Here is a 17,213-nt window from a genome sequence, read left to right on the forward strand (position 1 = left end):
AGACGCGATGTCTGTCATCGAAGATCGAATCCGAACCCAATTCGCTCCGCGATATCTTCGTCTCGAGGATTTGCTGAATGATCAACGCACCATGAGTGCGGTGGATTCGTTTTCTTACTGGCATGAGCAAGCGGACTTGCATCAAGAGGTCTACCGGGCGTTCGTCCCGATGACGGTACCAGAAGCTGGAGAGCAATACGCGTTCGAAGTGGATTTAGACGCCTGCAGCGGCTGCAAAGCCTGCGTCGTTGCCTGCCATAACTTGAATGACCTCGACGAGGGCGAGACGTGGCGCAAAGTGGGTACGATCACGAGCACAAAGGCCGATCTGCCCGTGGTGCAACATGTAACAACCGCTTGCCATCACTGCGTCGATCCCGGATGTCTCAAGGGCTGTCCTGTCAAAGCGTATGAAAAAGACGAAAGAACCGGAATCGTCAAACATCTCGACGATCAGTGTTTCGGATGCAAGTACTGCACGATGATGTGCCCGTACGAAGTACCGCAATACAGCAAGAGACTCGGAATTGTACGCAAATGCGATATGTGCTCTCAAAGGCTATCGATGGGTGCAGCACCCGCATGCGTTCAAGCGTGCCCGAACGCGGCCATTCGAATCTCGGTCGTGACCCGCGAGCAATGTCGACCGGCCTCCCGTGAGGAAGCTCTCGTTGCTACCGCGCCCGCCAGTCTCCCTACGCAGCCAACAACCCAATTTAAGACCGCTCGCCGATCGGCTCTGCTCCAATCGAACACTTCGAACTGGGGACTTCAGTCGCTCGAATCCGCTACGGAATCAGTGCAGGATGGCCACTGGCCTTTGGTCGCCATGTTGACGTTGTCCCAAGCCAGTGTTGGAGTTTGGTCTTGTTTGTGCATTAGCTCTCCTTCAGGCCCAGTCACCATCGCGCTCGCTTGGTTGGCGACCTTTCTAGGAGTAGTCGGTGTTCACGCGGCCCTATTTCATTTGGGACGTCCGCTTTATGCCTATCGAGTGTTTTTGGGTTGGCGAACCAGCTGGCTGAGCCGTGAGGCGATTGGTCTGGGCGCATTCATGGCCTCGTCCGTTACCACGTCGGTTGTTATGACACTATCGGCTTTGGGGTTCCAAGGAGTAGGCCTCCTGGTGACTCCTGGAACGTACGCGACCGGGATACTGGGGTGGATTGGGGCTTACTGTTCCGCCATGATCTATATCGCGACCGGAAGGCGGGTGTGGAGCTGGTCGCGAACGATTTGGGACATGGCTTGGACCATCCTCGGATTGGGATGCCTGGGCTACGGATCGATCGCTGTGTTGCCCTACGGTTGGATGTGGGGGGCCTGGGCGTTTTCGATGCTTGCCACCATCCCCAAATGCATCGATTTATGGCGAGGCGACCATGTTCATGACACTTCTGGACAGGATGTGTCAGCGCGTAGCGGGAGATTGATGAGACAGGAATTGATGCCACAGGTTGGGTGGCTCCTCAATTTGAGTTTCATCACGCTGATAGCCATCTTCATGGAAAGAAATGAGATTGCACTTCTAGGAGCGATCGCCTTTCATGCCGTTCATCGATGGATTTATTTTGCATCGTGTGTATTTCAACGAATGCCGGGGGCTGCAACATGATCCCATGGCTTTCGAATGCACCCAAACTGATCGCGAAGACGGGACCGCTCACCGATCAGCTTAAACAGATTGAAACCCACCGAGGACTTGGGGTTCTGCCAATTGCAAAAGTACCGGATGCAACCGCCAATTCGGTATGTGGCTATTGCTCCACAGGATGTGGGCTTCAAGTCCACCTCGTCGATGGGAAACCCGTGAACGTGACCCCTCGCGCGGATTACCCGGTGAATCGCGGGATGGCTTGTACCAAAGGGTGGGAAGCGATTCGGGTTCTCGATGCAGCCGATCGTGCGACAGTTCCCTTGCTGCGAGATCGGAACACGAACACGGTGAGAGAGATCCCATGGTTGGAAGCGGTTTCTCATTTTTGTCGACGTATCAAGGGGATTCAGCAAAGGTATGGCGAGGACTCGGTCGCATTTCTAAGCACGGGCCAAATACCGACGGAAGAAATGGCCTTTCTCGGTTGTCTCGCGAAATTTGGAATGGGAATCAAACATGGTGATGGGAATACACGCCAGTGCATGGCGACCGCAGCGGTGGCCTACAAGCAGAGTTTTGGATTCGACTCTCCACCATTCACGTATGAAGATTTCGAGCAATCCGATGTCTTGATGTTCGTCGGCGCAAATCCCTGCGTTGCCCATCCCATACTTTGGCAGCGGGTGCTAAGGAATCGACGAAACCCAACGATCATCGTCGTGGATCCTCGCAAAACCGAAACCGCGATGGCCGCGACCGAGCATGTGCAAGCCAAACCGAAAAGCGATTTGGTCTTGCTGTATGGGCTGGCGAGAGAAGTCGATCGACGCGGAGCCGTCGACTGGCAGTTCGTCCATCAAAGCACCGTCGGTTTTGAAGCGCTTCGAGAGTTCATTGCCGAATACACACTGGACCGCACGGCGCAGGAGACGGGACTTTCCACGGAGCAATTGCATCGAATCGCCGACCACTTATCGGCTTCCAAGCGTGTCTCGTTCTGGTGGACAATGGGAGTGAACCAGTCCTATCAAGGAGTTCGCACGGCACAGGCCATCATCAACCTCGCATTAATGACTGGCAACATCGGTCGACCGGGCACCGGTGCCAATAGCATTACAGGTCAGTGCAATGCGATGGGGTCACGACTGTTCAGCAATACTAGCAGTTTGATCGGGCACCACGATTTCTCCAGCGCGGAACACCGGCAAAAGATCTCGCAACGGTTGCAGATTCCTGAGGAAAAAATTCCGACGGATTCAGGCTGGGCCTATGACCAAATCATGGATGGTATCGATACCGGAAGGGTAAAAGCTCTCTGGGTGATCGCTACCAACACCGCTCACTCTTGGACCGATAGCATGCGGGCGAAGCGACTTCTAGAGAAGCTTGATTTTCTCGTCGTTCAAGACATGTACACGACCACAGAGACAGCGCAGCAAGCCGATTTAATTCTGCCCGCAGCAGCTTGGGGAGAAAAAGAAGGAACCTTCATCAACAGCGAACGCCGAATTGGGACCATGAAGCGCATTGCGAAATCGCCTGGCCAAGCCCTTTCGGATTTCTCCATTTTTCGTCTGATTGCACAGGAATGGGGATGCGACTCTTTGTTCGCGAAGTGGAAAAGCCCCGCCGACGTTTTTGAGTCACTGAAGATTATCAGCGAAGGAATGCCTAACGACATGACAGGCATTCAAAGCTATGAACAGCTCGATGCCGTAGGTGGCATTCAATGGCCTTGGTCATCGCTGGATCAAAATTCCATTGGCGCTGATCGTGAGCCATCCCAAGAGCGGCGATTGTTCGCCGATGGGAAATTCTTCCATCCAGACGGCAAGGCGAAGTTCCTGTTTGAGTCGCCTCGCGATATGCCAGAAACTCCGAACCAAGAGTTTCCGTTTCTTCTGCTTACGGGGCGAGGGACAGTGAGCCAATGGCATACGCAAACTCGAACGTCGAAAAGCCCGGTATTAAGAGCTCTGTATCCGAGCGATCCCTACATTGAGATTCATCCGGAGGATGCACTCCGATTGGGGATTCGCACAAGGGATTGGGTATTGGTTGAAAGCCCTCGTGGAAAAGCTCGGGTGCAAGCATTTGTTGTGTCCACTTTGCAGGTAGGGCAAGTATTTATGCCGATGCACGACCATCAAACCAATCATCTGACGCTGCAACACATCGATCCCTATTCCCGCCAGCCATCTTTCAAAAACTCGATTGTACGGATCGTCCAAGAACCGAAGACGCCCAAAAGAGAACGCAGAAGAGAACGCAGAAGAGAACGAAGAGGAGAACCATGAACGCACCAGAGACCTTTACGAAAGAGCAGCAGGCTTATCTACAAGGGCTAGTCCTCGGGACCGATGTGGCTCGCACGATTCGGCAGTTGCCTGTTTTAAGCGGCTCGCTGGGGAGCAAAGAACTCTTGTCCACGGTGCTGCAAGTGGGGGGCAAGGTTGGGCCGTCGACAAGTCATCTTTCTGCTATGCACCTGGAAGCGCAGCAACGTTTCGAAGCTTCGGGGAAGCAACTTGTTACGGAGGAAAAGGCCAAACGCGAGAAAAACGGGCTTGGAATGTGGGAAGAAATCGGACGTCGGTCCGCGTCGGGGGAATTTCCAAAAGGGACCGACCTCTTCTTGACCAAATTTTGTGGACTCTTTTATGTTGCACCCGCTCAAGACTCTTATATGTGTCGGATGCGGCTTCCTGGGGGAGTCTTGCGAGCGGAGCAGCTCCGAGGAGTGGCCGAGCTAGCGGACGATTGCGCTGGTGGATTTGTGGATGTGACGACGCGTGCCAATCTGCAACTGCGAGAAATACCCGCTGGACGCGCGATGGACGTTCTTTCCGGTTTGCGAGATCTCGGAATTGTGACGACGGGTGCAGGGGCCGACAATGTTCGAAATGTGACTTGCAGTACGCTTAGTGGCATCGATTCGACCGAACTCATCGAGACCTTGCCGCTCGCAAAGGAATTGCATTACCACATTCTCCACAAGCCAGAGCTCTATGGGTTGCCTCGCAAATTCAATATCGCGTTCGATGGAGGTGGACAAATCAGCTGTCTTGCTGAGACGAATGATGTGAGCTGGCAAGCCGTTCGGGTAGAGCGCGAAGTCCGAAGTATTCCAAAAGGTATCTACTTTTTACTTGGTCTGGGAGGTATTACTGGACACGGGGATTTCGCGAGATCGACTGGTGTTCTCGCTGCTCCTTCCGAATGTGTACCTCTTTGCGAGGCAATCCTTCGAGTCTTCATTCGAAATGGTGATCGGACCGACCGCAAGAAAGCGCGTCTCAAATATCTTCTCGACGACTGGGGATTCGAGAAGTTTCTGAACGAAGTCGAGAAAGAATACAAGGCGCCCATTCGACGGGTCGAACCGAGGGACTATGTTGCGACCGAGAATGTGGATCGCTGGGCACACGTCGATGTCCATCGTCAAAAACAACTCGATCGGTGCTATGTCGGAGTCATCTGCCCCGTCGGTCGATTGACCAGTACGCAATGCCGTGGCCTAGCGGCAATTGCCGGCACGTTTGGGAATGGAACGCTTCGGCTAACGGTGTGGCAGAACATCATCCTTCCTCATATTCCTACTGAGGATGTTCCTCGAGTCCTAGAGGAGATCTCCGCGTTGGGATTGGAATGGGAACGAAACAGTGTGCGGGCGGGACTGGTGGCGTGCACCGGAAGTGCAGGGTGCAAATATGCAGGAGCAGACACCAAGCGAAACGCCCAGGAGCTGGCGACGTATCTCGAAGATCGAATCGAACTGGATCAGCCGGTCAACATCCATTTCACCGGCTGTCACCACAGTTGCGCTCAACACGCCATCGGTGATATTGGGTTGATCGCCACGAAAGTCGAGTGGGGAGACGAAGTGATCGATGGGTATCACATTCTTTTGGGAGGGCGTACAGGATTCGATCATGCGATCGCAACCAAGGTCTTAGAGTCTGTGCCCGAGAATGGGGTACCCGCCGCTGTCGAACGGATCCTCCGGTTGTATCTCGAACATCGAAATGGCGTGGAATCCTTCGCAGACTTCTCAAAAACGGCAGATTGGCTATCCCTGCTATCGGAACAACGAACGGGAGTGATGAACTGAGATGAATTTGCAGCTTGTACCCGATTCCGCTCCCTTTTCCGCAGAGCAACGAGCTTGGCTCAATGGATTTTTATCCGGTGTATTGGGAGGGTTGGATCCTAAACTGCCGGGTGGATCCGAAGTGCAGCACTCGACGGGGACCGCGATCGAGGCGAAAGAGCAGAATCCGTCTCCCACCAACTCTTCGGAGTCTGTGTCGTCCTATCCATGGCACGACTCGTCGCTTTCGATCACGGAACGAATGCGATTGGCGCAGGAGCAACCGACCGAACGAAAGCTGATGGCGGCGATGGCCCAATTGAACTGCGGGTCATGCGGATACCTTTGCAAGTCGTACGCAGAGGCGATCGCGAACGGCAGCGAGAAAAATTTGACACTCTGCTCGCCCGGCGGCGCGGCGACGGCAAAGATGCTGCGGAAACTGGTCAAGGAATCTTCGGCTCCCGCGTCAAACCTGGCTACGTCGGGGGCTCGCAACTCCGGCCCCCATGTGGACGCTAACGCGGAACAAGAAATGGGAACGCGCGCCAATCCTGTATCCGCTGAGTTGATCTCCTCCGATCGATTAAACGGACGCGGCTCGTTGAAGGACACTCGGCATGTGGTGATTCATTTGCCTGATTCGGGGCTTCGATACCAAGTAGGGGATGCTCTGGGAGTTTATCCGACCAACTGTACCGAACTCGTCGATCGATTTCTGATCGCGTCGCGATTGGCCCTAGATGCAAACGCTGTCGTGAACGGGAAATGCGTTGGTTTGAAGGACGAACTGCAACACCGTTGCCTGCGAACAATACCGATGGAGATTGTTGAAGCGGCCGTGACACTGATTAAGGAACGACCCAAAAGGAATGGGCAGGTTCGTGCGGATGCAAATATCGTTGCGGAGCTTCAGGCCTTTTCCGAATCGGATCAATTCGATGATCTGGATTGTGTCGAGTTCATGGAGTTATTCCCGTCCATACCATGGACTCCTCAAATCGTCATCGATTGCCTGCAACCCATCGCGCCGCGACTTTATTCCATTGCGAGCAGCCAGTCTCGTTACCCTCGCGAAGTCCATTTGACAGTAAGTCGAGTGGAGAGCATGATCCGAGATCGGACGAGGAAAGGTGTCGCATCGACAATGCTTGCCGACCGATTGATGCCCGGTAGTCATGTGAAGATTTTTGTTCATAAGTCCCATGGCTTCACGATCCCATTGGATCCTAAGGCGCCGATGATCATGGTTGGACCGGGTACCGGCATCGCACCTTTTATCGCCTTCCTACAGCAACGGGAAGTAGATCAAGCGTTAGGAAAGAATTGGCTTTTCTTCGGTGATCAGACGCGAGAGAACGATTTTCTTTATCGCGAACAATTGTCGAGGTGGGAGGAGAACAACGTGCTTTCTCGCCTTGATCTCGCCTTTAGTCGCGACACTGCCGAGAAAATCTATGTTCAACATCGCATAAAAGAGAATGGTGCAGAGCTGTTCGAATGGCTTGAGTCCGGGGCTTATTTTTTCGTTTGCGGAGATGCGCGGCGGATGGCGCTCGATGTCGAAAATACGTTGTTAGAAGTCATCGCATTGCATGGGAAACTGACACCAACTCAAGCGCAATCTTACTTGAAAAAATTGAAAGAATCCGGACGTTATGTCCGGGATGTTTACTGAGGAGAACGTCGCGCGAAGGCTTGAACCGGAGCTCAATTTCCTCCGCTTTCCACGGCGGCCAATGCGCAATCGTGGAGCCATCGTTCTATAGCGGTCGCGATTTGAAACCATTGCATCAGTTGGCCGACGTGAAGCTCGTCGATGATGGGAAGATCAATTTGGGTTTGGGCGAGGGCCGATTGCTGTCCCTGCTCGATGCCGAGTTCCAGCTCGCTCCGCCATTTGGAAGGAAGCGTTTCACCCGGCTCCAATTCGAGCGCATCGAATCGCCATGCGCCTGTGGTAATATGATGCCGAACGCATCGGCTTAACGGAATAGGAGATTGTGCGGGATCGAAGGTGTCTTTCGATGGAAATTCAACGCTCTCGCAACCGAATCGAGACGTCGCGAAAGTATTCGGCAGCCACGCGTCGACGATGGTTTCATACCACTCACCGATGGGCCTTAGACTGCTGCCCCAAAGTTGGAGTATCCGGGGATGAGGACTCCAAAACGGATGGATCGAACCGTTTGCGAGTGCGAGATGAATCGGGGAGCACGAAAGCTCGAACGATTGTTCGGTACATTGCGAACCAGCCGATGCACCAGCGAGCAACTCCATGACATTCACCCCTAGCAATGCGGCGGATAAGAGAGTCGCTGCGGTCGAGATCGAATCGGGAACGCCGATGCGATCTGCGAGGTCAACGTATTGAGAAAGCCCCAGTCCTTTGTAACGGTCCAGCCAGCGATTGTTACGTGAGGTCACCGCCACAACACTTTCGCCGATCCGTGCGGAATCATTGTCCAGTTGACGGCGAAGGGCGGGTAGGAAATAACGGAAAGCCAAATCGCTTCGCAGGCTACCTTGGTCAGGCTCCATGATCACCATAGCCCATCGGTCGGCAATATCGTGACAATGCAAGTCTCGGTGGGTACCCAGCATATGAAGCGCACCTTGGATCGAATCGTTGTCGAGATCGTGACCGACAAAAGTGATTCTCGGTTTGCTTCCGCGATCACCGCGAGAAAGCTCGTTCCAAAACGGCTGGCAACAGGTACTCCAAACCGATTCGATAGCGAGCTTGATTTCGGGGGGCGCAAAGATAACGACGCGATCGACGATTGCATGCGTTCGATTCGCAATTCGAAAGATGTTTGCCAGCAAACTGCCGCGACGGTCCAGTCCGTAAGCTTGCATGAGTCCGCGAGGGCGCTGAAGGAGTGAATGGAGCGGCGCGTACCCGAGCAATTGGGCGACGGATCTGTCTCCACTTAGGGGCGTCAGGGGGGGGCTTGGGCAACCATGCCATTCCATGCGGAGAGGTTGAAGGATGTTTTTCCGGAGTTTCATTCGATAGCTAGCAGAGGCGAATGGAAGGGGCTGTGATACTCTCCATTCTTTGGATTGGCTGTGCAAGGGCCGTTGATGGGAGAAGGGGGTGAGTTTTGCTATGGACCCTGAGGAGAACGAAGGGGTAGTATCCCAAGTGAATCCAAAAACAATGACTAAGGGCGGGGCAGTTTCCATGGATGGCCAAAAACTCAAAATTGCGTTGATGTCCTCCCAGACCATTTGGGGTGGTGGCGAGCAATTTATTTGGTCGCTCGGGCGAGGGCTTATGGAACGCGGGCACCAAATCGTCTGGTTTACCGATCCGACGAGCCCTCTAGCCGCCAAAATTCAGACGGCCGGTTACCGACAGTTTTCCGTTCCGAGCCGGAAACCGAAGATTCGCGATCTTATACGTATTCGAAGGATCTGCGAGAGCTCTGGCGTTCAAGTCATGCACGCAAACGACACCCACGCCGTGAATTGGAGTTCGATTGCACTGCTGGGGAAAAAGCGAATCCGACGGGTCGCTGTCAAGCACACCGCCTTTCCAATTCAATCGGCAGCACGTTACAACTGGCTGGTAGATTCCCTCGTCTGTGTGTCGCAGGCCGTTCGCAAGATCTGCATTGAGTCCGGTATCACGGAGTCCCGAACGACGGTCATTCATGGAGGTGTCGAAAACGCTAGCATTCAGCGGACGGAGGCTCGATTCAGCATTTGCGAACAGTTGGGGATCGACAAAAGTGTGCCCGTCTTCTCCGCAGTCGGGAGTCTGCTTCCTTGCAAAGCCTACCACCGCCTGGTGGAGGCGGCCCATCATCTTCGGTGGCATCTTCCGGAATTCAGAGTTGCAATTTGTGGGGAAGGGCGAGAACGAGGGAGCTTGGAAAAACTGATTCGAAAGTATTCGTTGGAGAAGCATGTTCAGCTATTAGGATTTCAGGCGGACCCATCACGATGGATTGCGGGAAGCGATGCATTTGTTCACCCATCCCTTTCCGAAGGCCTTTCGCTCGTCGCTATCCAAGCCCAAATGCTAGGGGTGCCTGTGATCGCATCGGAATGCGATGGACTCGCGGAAGTCCTTCGCAATCCGTACACAAACAAAGAGTTAGGCTGGATTCTGCGAGGGGACGATCCTTCCATGCTGGCAAATCTCATGCTCGATGCATTGCATCAAAACGAACGACGCTTCGAGCGATTGCAAGCGGCGAAGAACTCGGCATTGGATCGCTTCCACGTCCAACGCATGATCGGTGGTTTCGAAAGGCTTTACACGCGATTGGTTGGTCAAGATGTCGCGGTCTCGCTCCGCAGCGGCACAGCCTCGCAGGAATCCATCGAAAGCCTCGAGCGCGAATCGCATTCCCACGGTGGGGTGCGGCAAGCCGCTTGATTAGGGCAGCGATCCTTTGATTCCTGTCCCGTTGATGCCCACTTCTTCCCTTTTAACAAAGAAAACACTTCCCTGTTATCGAGAGATGCTTCCGATTGTACCGCTTCCACCTTTTTCTTTTCATCCGCACTCGGTGTGGGTTCGATAAGAAAATCGTGCAGGCTTGCACTCGCGAAAAGCTCAAGATGGAAAAGTAACGGAGTAGGAATTCAATGAAGCGACATGGACGTAGCTGGCTAAAGCAATCGATTCTCTCCCTGGGACTGCTGGGTGTTGCTATGCCTGCCGTCAATGCTCAGGAAGACCCCTCGAAACTAACCCAACCGGTGATGCGGGTTTCGAAGAACGAAGTCGTAGCACCGAACAGCGTTCCTCACCCACTCGATCCCGCCATCCAGCTGGCTCACCAATCGATTGGAATGATTCAACGCGATCTCAATGACTACACGGGAGTGTTGGTAAAGCGAGAGCGGATCAACACGACTTTGGGTGAACACGAATTCATGTTCGTCAAGATTCGCAATCGCAAGATGGAGAACAATCAGATTGTCACTCCATTCAGCGTTTATTTGGCGTTTCTGAAGCCTGCCGCGGTCAAGGGTCGCGAAGTAATCTTCGTCGAGAACCAAAACGAAGGAAATCTGGTTGCCCATGAAGGCGGGATGAAACGGATGCTCGGCACCCACCATCTCCCTCCCACCGGCATGCTAGCTATGGCCGGCCAACGCTATCCATTGACCGACATTGGAATCGAAAATTTGGTTGTCAAACTGATCGAACGGGGGGAACGAGACAAGCGACATGGCATGTGCAATGTCGAGTTGATCCCCGGTGCGAAGGTGAGCAAGCGAGAGTGCTCGATCATTCAAGTCACTCACCCCATTCAGCAATCACACTACGACTTCCACATCGCTCAAATCTTCATGGATGATCAGTTGAAGATCCCTGTGCGCTACGCCGCGTACGATTGGCCCAAGAAGCCTGGTGCTGAGTTAGAGGTGATCGAAGAGTACACCTACCAAGACTTGAAGTTCAATGTCGGTCTCACCGATGCTGACTTCGATCCGAACAACAAAGAGTACAACTTCCACAAGCGATAGCTCGCATTGGAAACACCGAAAAGGGGAGCCTCAAGTGGCTCCCCTTTTTCGTTTCCATTGAGAATTCTCCGACGCTATGTGCGGAGGGCGATGCATTGATGGCAAAGCGAAACACTCATCTTCCTGCTCGTCTTGCCATTGCGATTCTTATTGCTCTACCCGGCACGCTCATCGCCCCTTTTGCACTATGGCTACTAGCCGCTTCATTTTTGCAATTTTTCAATCACCGATGGATTGTTAGTTGGATCGTAACACTGTTTAGCTTGGAGTGTTTAATCGCCCTGTCGATCGTCTGGGGGTATGTGATTCTGGGGCCCCGTGAATTGTTCTCGAGTGAAGACTAGATCGACGTGTCGTTGCGTTGTGTTTATCGCAGGCTACCAAATGAAACAGCCTAGGGTGTTGCCCTAGGCTGTAGTCTTTATGGCCATTTGCCCATCCAAGGAGCTTGCATTCGGCAGTCTCGCGATGTTGTTGCGAGCGAAGCAATGCCTTTAGTCGACAACCTTGGCGTCGATCCACTTCATCAAGCTTCGCAGTTGTTGTCCTACTTGCTCGATTTGATGTTTGCGTTGGATGCGGCGCTGAGCCTTGAACGCAGGAGCGTTGGCTCGGTTTTCCAAAATCCATTCGCGAGCGAATTGTCCGGTTTGGATTTCGGTGAGGATCTTCTTCATTTCCTTCTTGGTTTCCGCGGTGATGATGCGTGGGCCGCGGGTATAGTCACCGAACTCTGCGGTGTTGGAGATGCTGTACCGCATGTAGTTCAAGCCACCTTGGTAGAGCAAGTCGACGATCAGCTTGAGTTCGTGCATGCACTCAAAGTAGGCCATTTCGGGTTGGTAGCCCGCTTCAACCAGTGTCTCAAAGCCAGCCTTGACCAGTTCGCTGACACCACCGCAAAGGACGACTTGTTCGCCGAACAAATCGGTTTCGGTTTCTTCCGCAAACGTGGTCTCAATCACTCCGCCGCGAGTTCCGCCGATTCCTTTGGCATAGGCCAAGCCGATCTTTTTGGTCGTGTCGCTCGCACCTGTTCCGAGGGCGATCAAACAAGGGACACCGCCCCCCTTGGTGTACTCGCTTCGGACGAGGTGGCCAGGGCCTTTGGGGGCTACGAGTAGCGTATCGACTCCTTGTGGGGGATCGATTTGTCCGAAGTGGAGATTGAATCCGTGGGAGCACATGAGCACGTTCCCTTGGGATAGGTTCGGCCTGATGTGGGCGCGATAAAGATCCCCTTGGACTTCATCGGGCAGCAGGATGTTGATAATGTCCGCTTGCTTGGTCGCTTCAGCGATATCCAGAGGTTTGAAGCCGTGGCTGACTGCCAAATCGTAGTTCTTGCTGCCAGGTCGTTGGCCGATGATCACTTTGCAACCGCTGTCGCGGAGGTTTTGTGCTTGGGCGTGTCCCTGGGAGCCGTAACCAAGAATCGCAATCGTCTTGTCTTTGAGGACCGAGAGATCAGCGTCGTTGTCGTAGTAGATTGTTGCAGCCATGAGTGATTGGATATCTGGTGTTCGAGAAATGTGGGAGGAAGGTGCAAGCCGACTCGAGGCTGGCTAACCAAAGAAATTCAACGGTGACGAGCTAAACGTCGGAGTCGTGGTCTTCGAAGGTCTCGGCGACCGCGTCAGGATTGCTGCCTCGGACCATGGCGATGCGTCCCGTTCGGACCAGCTCCAAGATTCCATAGGGACGCATTCGTTCGATAAACGCCTGGATCTTGCTCTCGCGACCCGAAATTTCGATCATCAACTCTTCGTGCCCAACGTCCACAACCCGCCCTCGGAAGATGTCGACGAGCTCGCGAATCTCGGTCCTCACGGCACCGGTAGGAGCGTGGACCTTGACGAGCATGAGATCTCGTTCGACGTAGTCGCGCGACGAGATGTCTTGAACCCCGACAACCGTGACGATCTTTTCCAACTGCTTTCGCACTTGTTCCGACACACGATTATCCCCGACGACGACAAACGTCATACGAGAAAGATTCTTATTCTCGGTTTCGCCAACGGCGAGGGACTCGATGTTGTAACCGCGCGAAGCCAACATGCCAGAGATGTGGGCCAAGACGCCGGGAACGTTTTGTACAACCGCGGAGAGTACGTGCCGCATTCCAGTTCTTGATCGTAGGGTGACTCGCTCGTGATTCGAAAGTCGGATCGCCAATCTGCAAGTCACTAGGACTGCGACCCATTGCATCTTTCATCAAGGGAGAGAATGATAGTTCAATTCCTTGTTTTCTCAAGGTGCATACCGGTTCGTCTTCTCCTCAATTACCGAACGACTTGGTCGTTTCCTTTTTCAACGTGAATTCCGAAGCCATCTACCAGCTCATCGACTTCGGCGAAGGCAAAAAGCTTGAGAAGATAGGGGGATTGGTCGTGGAGAGACCCTCTCCAGGAGCCACTGACCCCCTGGGGGGTTCACCCCTTTGGGAAAAAGTCGATCTCGCTTACCGGGATCAAGGCTGGCATTATCTGAGCTCATGCAGTCGTCGGATGGATTGGGAGAATTGGAAGGGGACGGTTGACTCGGTTACCCTTCGATTCAAACCAACCGCAGCCGGGCAGGTTGGGATTTTTCCAGAACATTGGACTCATTGGCCTTGGTTCCAGGAGCAGTACGTCCGACTGTCGGAACCTCATTTACCCCAACCGCGTGTTCTGCACTTATTCGCCTACACCGGGGCGACGACGTTGGCGCTCGCCGCCAGAGGCTTCCACGTAACCCATGTCGACGCGTCTCGCCCGACGGTCGCGTGGGCCCGCGAGAATGGGGAGCTTTCCGGTTTGAAGGATCGACCCGTTCGCTGGATCGTGGACGACGCGGTCAAATTCGTCGACCGAGAGGTACGACGGGGAAATCGCTACTGCGGACTCATTTTGGATCCGCCCAGTTTCGGGCATGGGACGCAAGCCGAACGGTGGCAGATTCATCGGGATTTACTCCCATTGCTTCACCAATGTTGGAAGCTTCTCGACGAGGAAAGGGGCTTCGCGTTGCTGTGCGGCCATTCGCCCGATATCCGTTTGCGCGAGCTAGCTAGATCTCTCGGCGCCGCTCATGGGATGCGTCGGGTTGAGAAGAACAGGATCCAACAGGCTGGTCTCGAGGATTCGGAAGGGCGCACGCTGGATTGCGGCTATGCGAGCTTATTTGAATGGTAGAAACGAAAAAACCCGCCAGGGGACTAGCGGGTTTTTTGGATTTGCCAATTCACGGAGAGTGGGCAGACGAGGACGGGCGTTGGGCGTCGTGAAGCCGGGAAGACTACTGCTGAACGCGAAGCCGCTTCTGAATATCGGTTTCCAAGACACCGAAGACGGCTTCGTGTCGTTGAACGGACATTTGCAAAGCAGCCAACAATCGTTTGGCGGTGAAGAAATTCATGATGATTCGCTGTTTGACAACGATCGGATCCTTTGGAATCCCAACCGGCTGTGGGTTGAGACCAAAATCAACGATTAGTTCTTCAGGAGAGCCGGTGACGCGGCAGAAGTTTGCGTAACATGCAATCGCGTCTTCGTCCTTCACTTGAACCTGTACTGGCTGGGCTTGCGGACGCGCGCCCTCGGATGTTTCGGTGTTTTCCACTTCGGTCGACATTGTTCACTCCTGCAAAAACGATAACAAGGCGTCGAGGCTTTTTAGCTCTCACTAGTTAACATCACTCTACCACGCGACTCGCAGCGTGCGCGGAATTTGGCTTAGAATTCAAAGTTAAACGTCTTCACGGCGTATCGATACAACCGCCATCCCAGGGACTTCCACGCTAAGTGGACATTCGCTTTTCCACGGTATCCGCCCCCCACGGGAATGTTCTCTCGGTCAAAGTAAACTTTTGCCTGATACGATGTACTCATGGGCAAAGTTCTTCCGGATTCATCGGTCTTCGTATCGAGCGAACCCCCGGTCTGGGTGGATAGGCTGGCCGATGTTTCCTTCATTTCGGATTGGGAGAAGCTCGCAATTTTCCCGTAGAACGACTGCAGCTTCGCCGCATCGAACATCAACTCGACTTGGTCACCGACTTTGACCAAGTTTCGATCGTGCTGGTCGATCACCAATACGCCTTCCATTTCGTTGGTGGGTGCGACGATGCAGAGCAAGTCACCCTCGCTGAAGACCGCCTCGGAATTGCTTGCTTGAAACGGGTTTCCATGCCAAGAAGGAAGTTGCTCCTGAGCTTGCGACTGTTTGTTGATCGACTTCTCTGGGGGTTGAAATAGGATGCCGTCAATCGGACTGACGACTCGGAGTCGTTGCAGTTTATATCCCAGTTCCTGCACCGTTCCTTCGGCGGTCATTAATGCTTTCTCTTCTTCCGCGGCGGTCAAGGCGAGCGCGGGATTGGAGCTGGCGACATAGCGGATTTGGTCGAGGCGTTGTTTAGCAAGATCGCGTTTGGTGATCGATTCCTGCAGTTGAAGTTGCAGTTGGATATTCTCCAAATCGCAAATCGGCTCCCCTGCTTGCACCCTGTCCCCGGGTTTCTTGTGCCATCGCACCAGTTTGCCAGGAACAATGGCATGCACCTCTCGGCCGTCTTTGGGCTGCGTTTCCACTGAGCCATTGACGTGAAAAGGGAATGGGAAAAAGCAGAATACCGAAAGGATGGCGGTCGCAATCAACAGACTCGTTAAGACGTTCGCCCGTTTCATTTTCGAGGCTCTCCCTGGTGTTCTGAAAAACTTGATGGTGGCGATCAATCCTGGCACGATCATCCCTGCGACCCCTGCTACTGCGAACGCGCGTCCAAGGGATTGAAGACCATACGGTTTGAGAACCTGATTCAGGAACAAGATGATCCCGAACGCGACCACCCATCGATAAATCGACGAAGCGACGGTGAAGACCCCGAACAGGAACCGGTTCTTGGTCGGCAAAAAGGGATTCTCTTGCAACTCGAGTCCCAAGCAATTCTTTTGGAACCAACGCTTGAGAATCTCATTCGCTTTCTGGCGAAGATTGGGGATCTCCAAAAAGTCCATGAGAATGTAGTAACCGTCAAATCGTAGCAACGGATTACCGTTGAATACGACAGTGCTGACCGAGCATATAAACATCACGCTCAAACAGAGGAAATTGAACATTCCGTCTTCGCTGAACCACCAAAGGAAGGTGGCGATGGAAGCCAGGATCAATTCGACATACATGCCCGCAGCGCCGATAAATACCCGCTGCCACTTGTTCGGTAACATCCAGGAATCGGAGACGTTGCAATACAAGCACGGAGTGAAGACCAGAAGCATCGCTCCCATCTCATGGCACTCTCCTCCGAATTTCTTACAACTCAAACCGTGTCCAAACTCGTGTAGAATTTTCACGCACCCCATGGTGATTCCGAGCCAGATCCAGTTATTGGCCGAGAAGAACTGCTGGAACGTCGGTAGCTTGGTCTTGAATTCGTGGTAGTTCACCAAGACGAGCGTGATAGCGGCGAGCCCCATCACGGCAACGGCAATCAAACACCAAGTCGTAAAAATCCAGCCAAACCACGGAAGAAGTCGGTTGAGAATGTGTTCCGGGTCGATGCCTCGGAATCGAATCGCGAAGATGTTCGCGAGCTTGCCAAGTTGTTCTTTCTTTTTCTTTTGATCCCCACGCCGTCGAAGCTGTCGGCCTTGCCCACCTGAGTGAGAAATCACAAGCCCACTTCGGTGCAACATTCCGACAAACTGTTGCAGGTCTTGCAAAGAAATCCGTTGAGGAGCGAATTGGGCTTGAAAATCGTCTTTGATCTGTTGAAGACTGGTCTCGCCATCGAGCATGTTCAAAATGGCGAATTCTTCATCGTGGAATCGGAAGTAGTTCAGTCCAACCGGTTCCTTGACGACCCAGTACGAACGGCCGTGGTATTTGTGTCGACGGGATTCCAGGTCCGGTCGACGGCGCAGCTTGAGCGGCCGCATCGCGCTGTTGACCAAGGAATCTGCCATCGTTGTCATAGATGTGTAGCCGTCTCTCTAGTGTCTGATTCGCTTGGTATCAACGAGCTTTGAAGAGGGATCGCAAACCAAGATGCTT

The 17,213-nt window shown here is 53.5% G+C and carries 12 protein-coding genes; 7 read left to right on the top strand and 5 right to left on the bottom strand.

Annotation, left to right across the window (positions count from 1 at the left end; translation table 11 throughout):
• Window positions 1-7: 7 nt before the first annotated feature.
• Genes VN12_RS21050 through VN12_RS21065 form a run of 4 tightly spaced genes read left to right on the top strand, consistent with a single transcriptional unit; the run spans window position 8 to window position 7,365 of the window.
• Window positions 8-1,615, top strand: a complete 1,608-nt coding sequence (locus tag VN12_RS21050) for a 4Fe-4S dicluster domain-containing protein (RefSeq protein WP_146678645.1) — start codon at window positions 8-10, stop codon at window positions 1,613-1,615.
• Window positions 1,612-3,894 (top strand): molybdopterin oxidoreductase family protein, encoded by a 2,283-nt coding sequence (locus VN12_RS21055; RefSeq protein ID WP_146678646.1) that lies wholly within the window; start codon window positions 1,612-1,614, stop codon window positions 3,892-3,894. The genes VN12_RS21050 and VN12_RS21055 overlap by 4 nt, the downstream gene beginning before the upstream one ends.
• A complete protein-coding gene (locus tag VN12_RS21060; RefSeq protein ID WP_146678647.1) occupies window positions 3,891-5,708 on the top strand; it encodes a NirA family protein in 1,818 nt (605 codons plus the stop codon). The genes VN12_RS21055 and VN12_RS21060 overlap by 4 nt, the downstream gene beginning before the upstream one ends.
• Before the next feature lies 1 nt (window position 5,709).
• Window positions 5,710-7,365, top strand: a complete 1,656-nt coding sequence (locus VN12_RS21065) for a sulfite reductase subunit alpha (RefSeq protein WP_146678648.1) — start codon at window positions 5,710-5,712, stop codon at window positions 7,363-7,365.
• 32 nt (window positions 7,366-7,397) lie between these two features.
• On the opposite strand, the gene VN12_RS21070 is transcribed toward VN12_RS21065, so the two are convergent.
• Entirely contained in the window at window positions 7,398-8,699 is a 1,302-nt protein-coding gene (locus VN12_RS21070; RefSeq protein WP_146678649.1) for a hypothetical protein, read from the bottom strand.
• 151 nt (window positions 8,700-8,850) lie between these two features.
• Here VN12_RS21070 and VN12_RS21075 point away from each other — a divergent pair, with 151 nt between their 5' ends.
• Both VN12_RS21075 and VN12_RS21080 read left to right on the top strand, forming a co-directional pair.
• Window positions 8,851-10,077 (top strand): glycosyltransferase, encoded by a 1,227-nt coding sequence (locus tag VN12_RS21075; protein WP_205855110.1) that lies wholly within the window; start codon window positions 8,851-8,853, stop codon window positions 10,075-10,077.
• A gap of 212 nt (window positions 10,078-10,289) precedes the next feature.
• A complete protein-coding gene (locus VN12_RS21080) occupies window positions 10,290-11,177 on the top strand; it encodes a DUF1571 domain-containing protein (protein WP_146678651.1) in 888 nt (295 codons plus the stop codon).
• Between the two features lie 494 nt (window positions 11,178-11,671).
• Here VN12_RS21080 and ilvC read toward each other — a convergent pair whose 3' ends face one another.
• Together ilvC and ilvN are read right to left on the bottom strand one after the other, a co-directional pair.
• A complete protein-coding gene (ilvC, locus tag VN12_RS21085; RefSeq protein WP_146678652.1) occupies window positions 11,672-12,679 on the bottom strand; it encodes a ketol-acid reductoisomerase in 1,008 nt (335 codons plus the stop codon).
• 91 nt (window positions 12,680-12,770) lie between these two features.
• Window positions 12,771-13,298, bottom strand: a complete 528-nt coding sequence (gene ilvN, locus VN12_RS21090; protein ID WP_146678653.1) for an acetolactate synthase small subunit — start codon at window positions 13,296-13,298, stop codon at window positions 12,771-12,773.
• A gap of 194 nt (window positions 13,299-13,492) precedes the next feature.
• Here ilvN and VN12_RS21095 point away from each other — a divergent pair, with 194 nt between their 5' ends.
• Window positions 13,493-14,353: a class I SAM-dependent methyltransferase gene (locus VN12_RS21095; RefSeq protein WP_205855111.1), complete on the top strand. Its 861-nt coding sequence runs from the start codon at window positions 13,493-13,495 to the stop codon at window positions 14,351-14,353.
• Window positions 14,354-14,456: 103 nt separating this feature from the next.
• Here the strand turns inward: VN12_RS21095 and VN12_RS21100 are convergent, their stop codons facing one another.
• A complete protein-coding gene (locus VN12_RS21100; protein WP_146678655.1) occupies window positions 14,457-14,792 on the bottom strand; it encodes a DUF3467 domain-containing protein in 336 nt (111 codons plus the stop codon).
• A 101-nt stretch (window positions 14,793-14,893) separates the two neighbouring features.
• On the bottom strand, window positions 14,894-17,125 hold the full coding sequence (locus VN12_RS21105; protein ID WP_315850176.1) for a biotin/lipoyl-binding protein: 2,232 nt from the start codon (window positions 17,123-17,125) through the stop codon (window positions 14,894-14,896).
• Between the last annotated feature and the right edge of the window lie 88 nt (window positions 17,126-17,213).

It is taken from the genome of Pirellula sp. SH-Sr6A (assembly GCF_001610875.1).
Taxonomy (GTDB): domain Bacteria; phylum Planctomycetota; class Planctomycetia; order Pirellulales; family Pirellulaceae; genus JBKCUI01.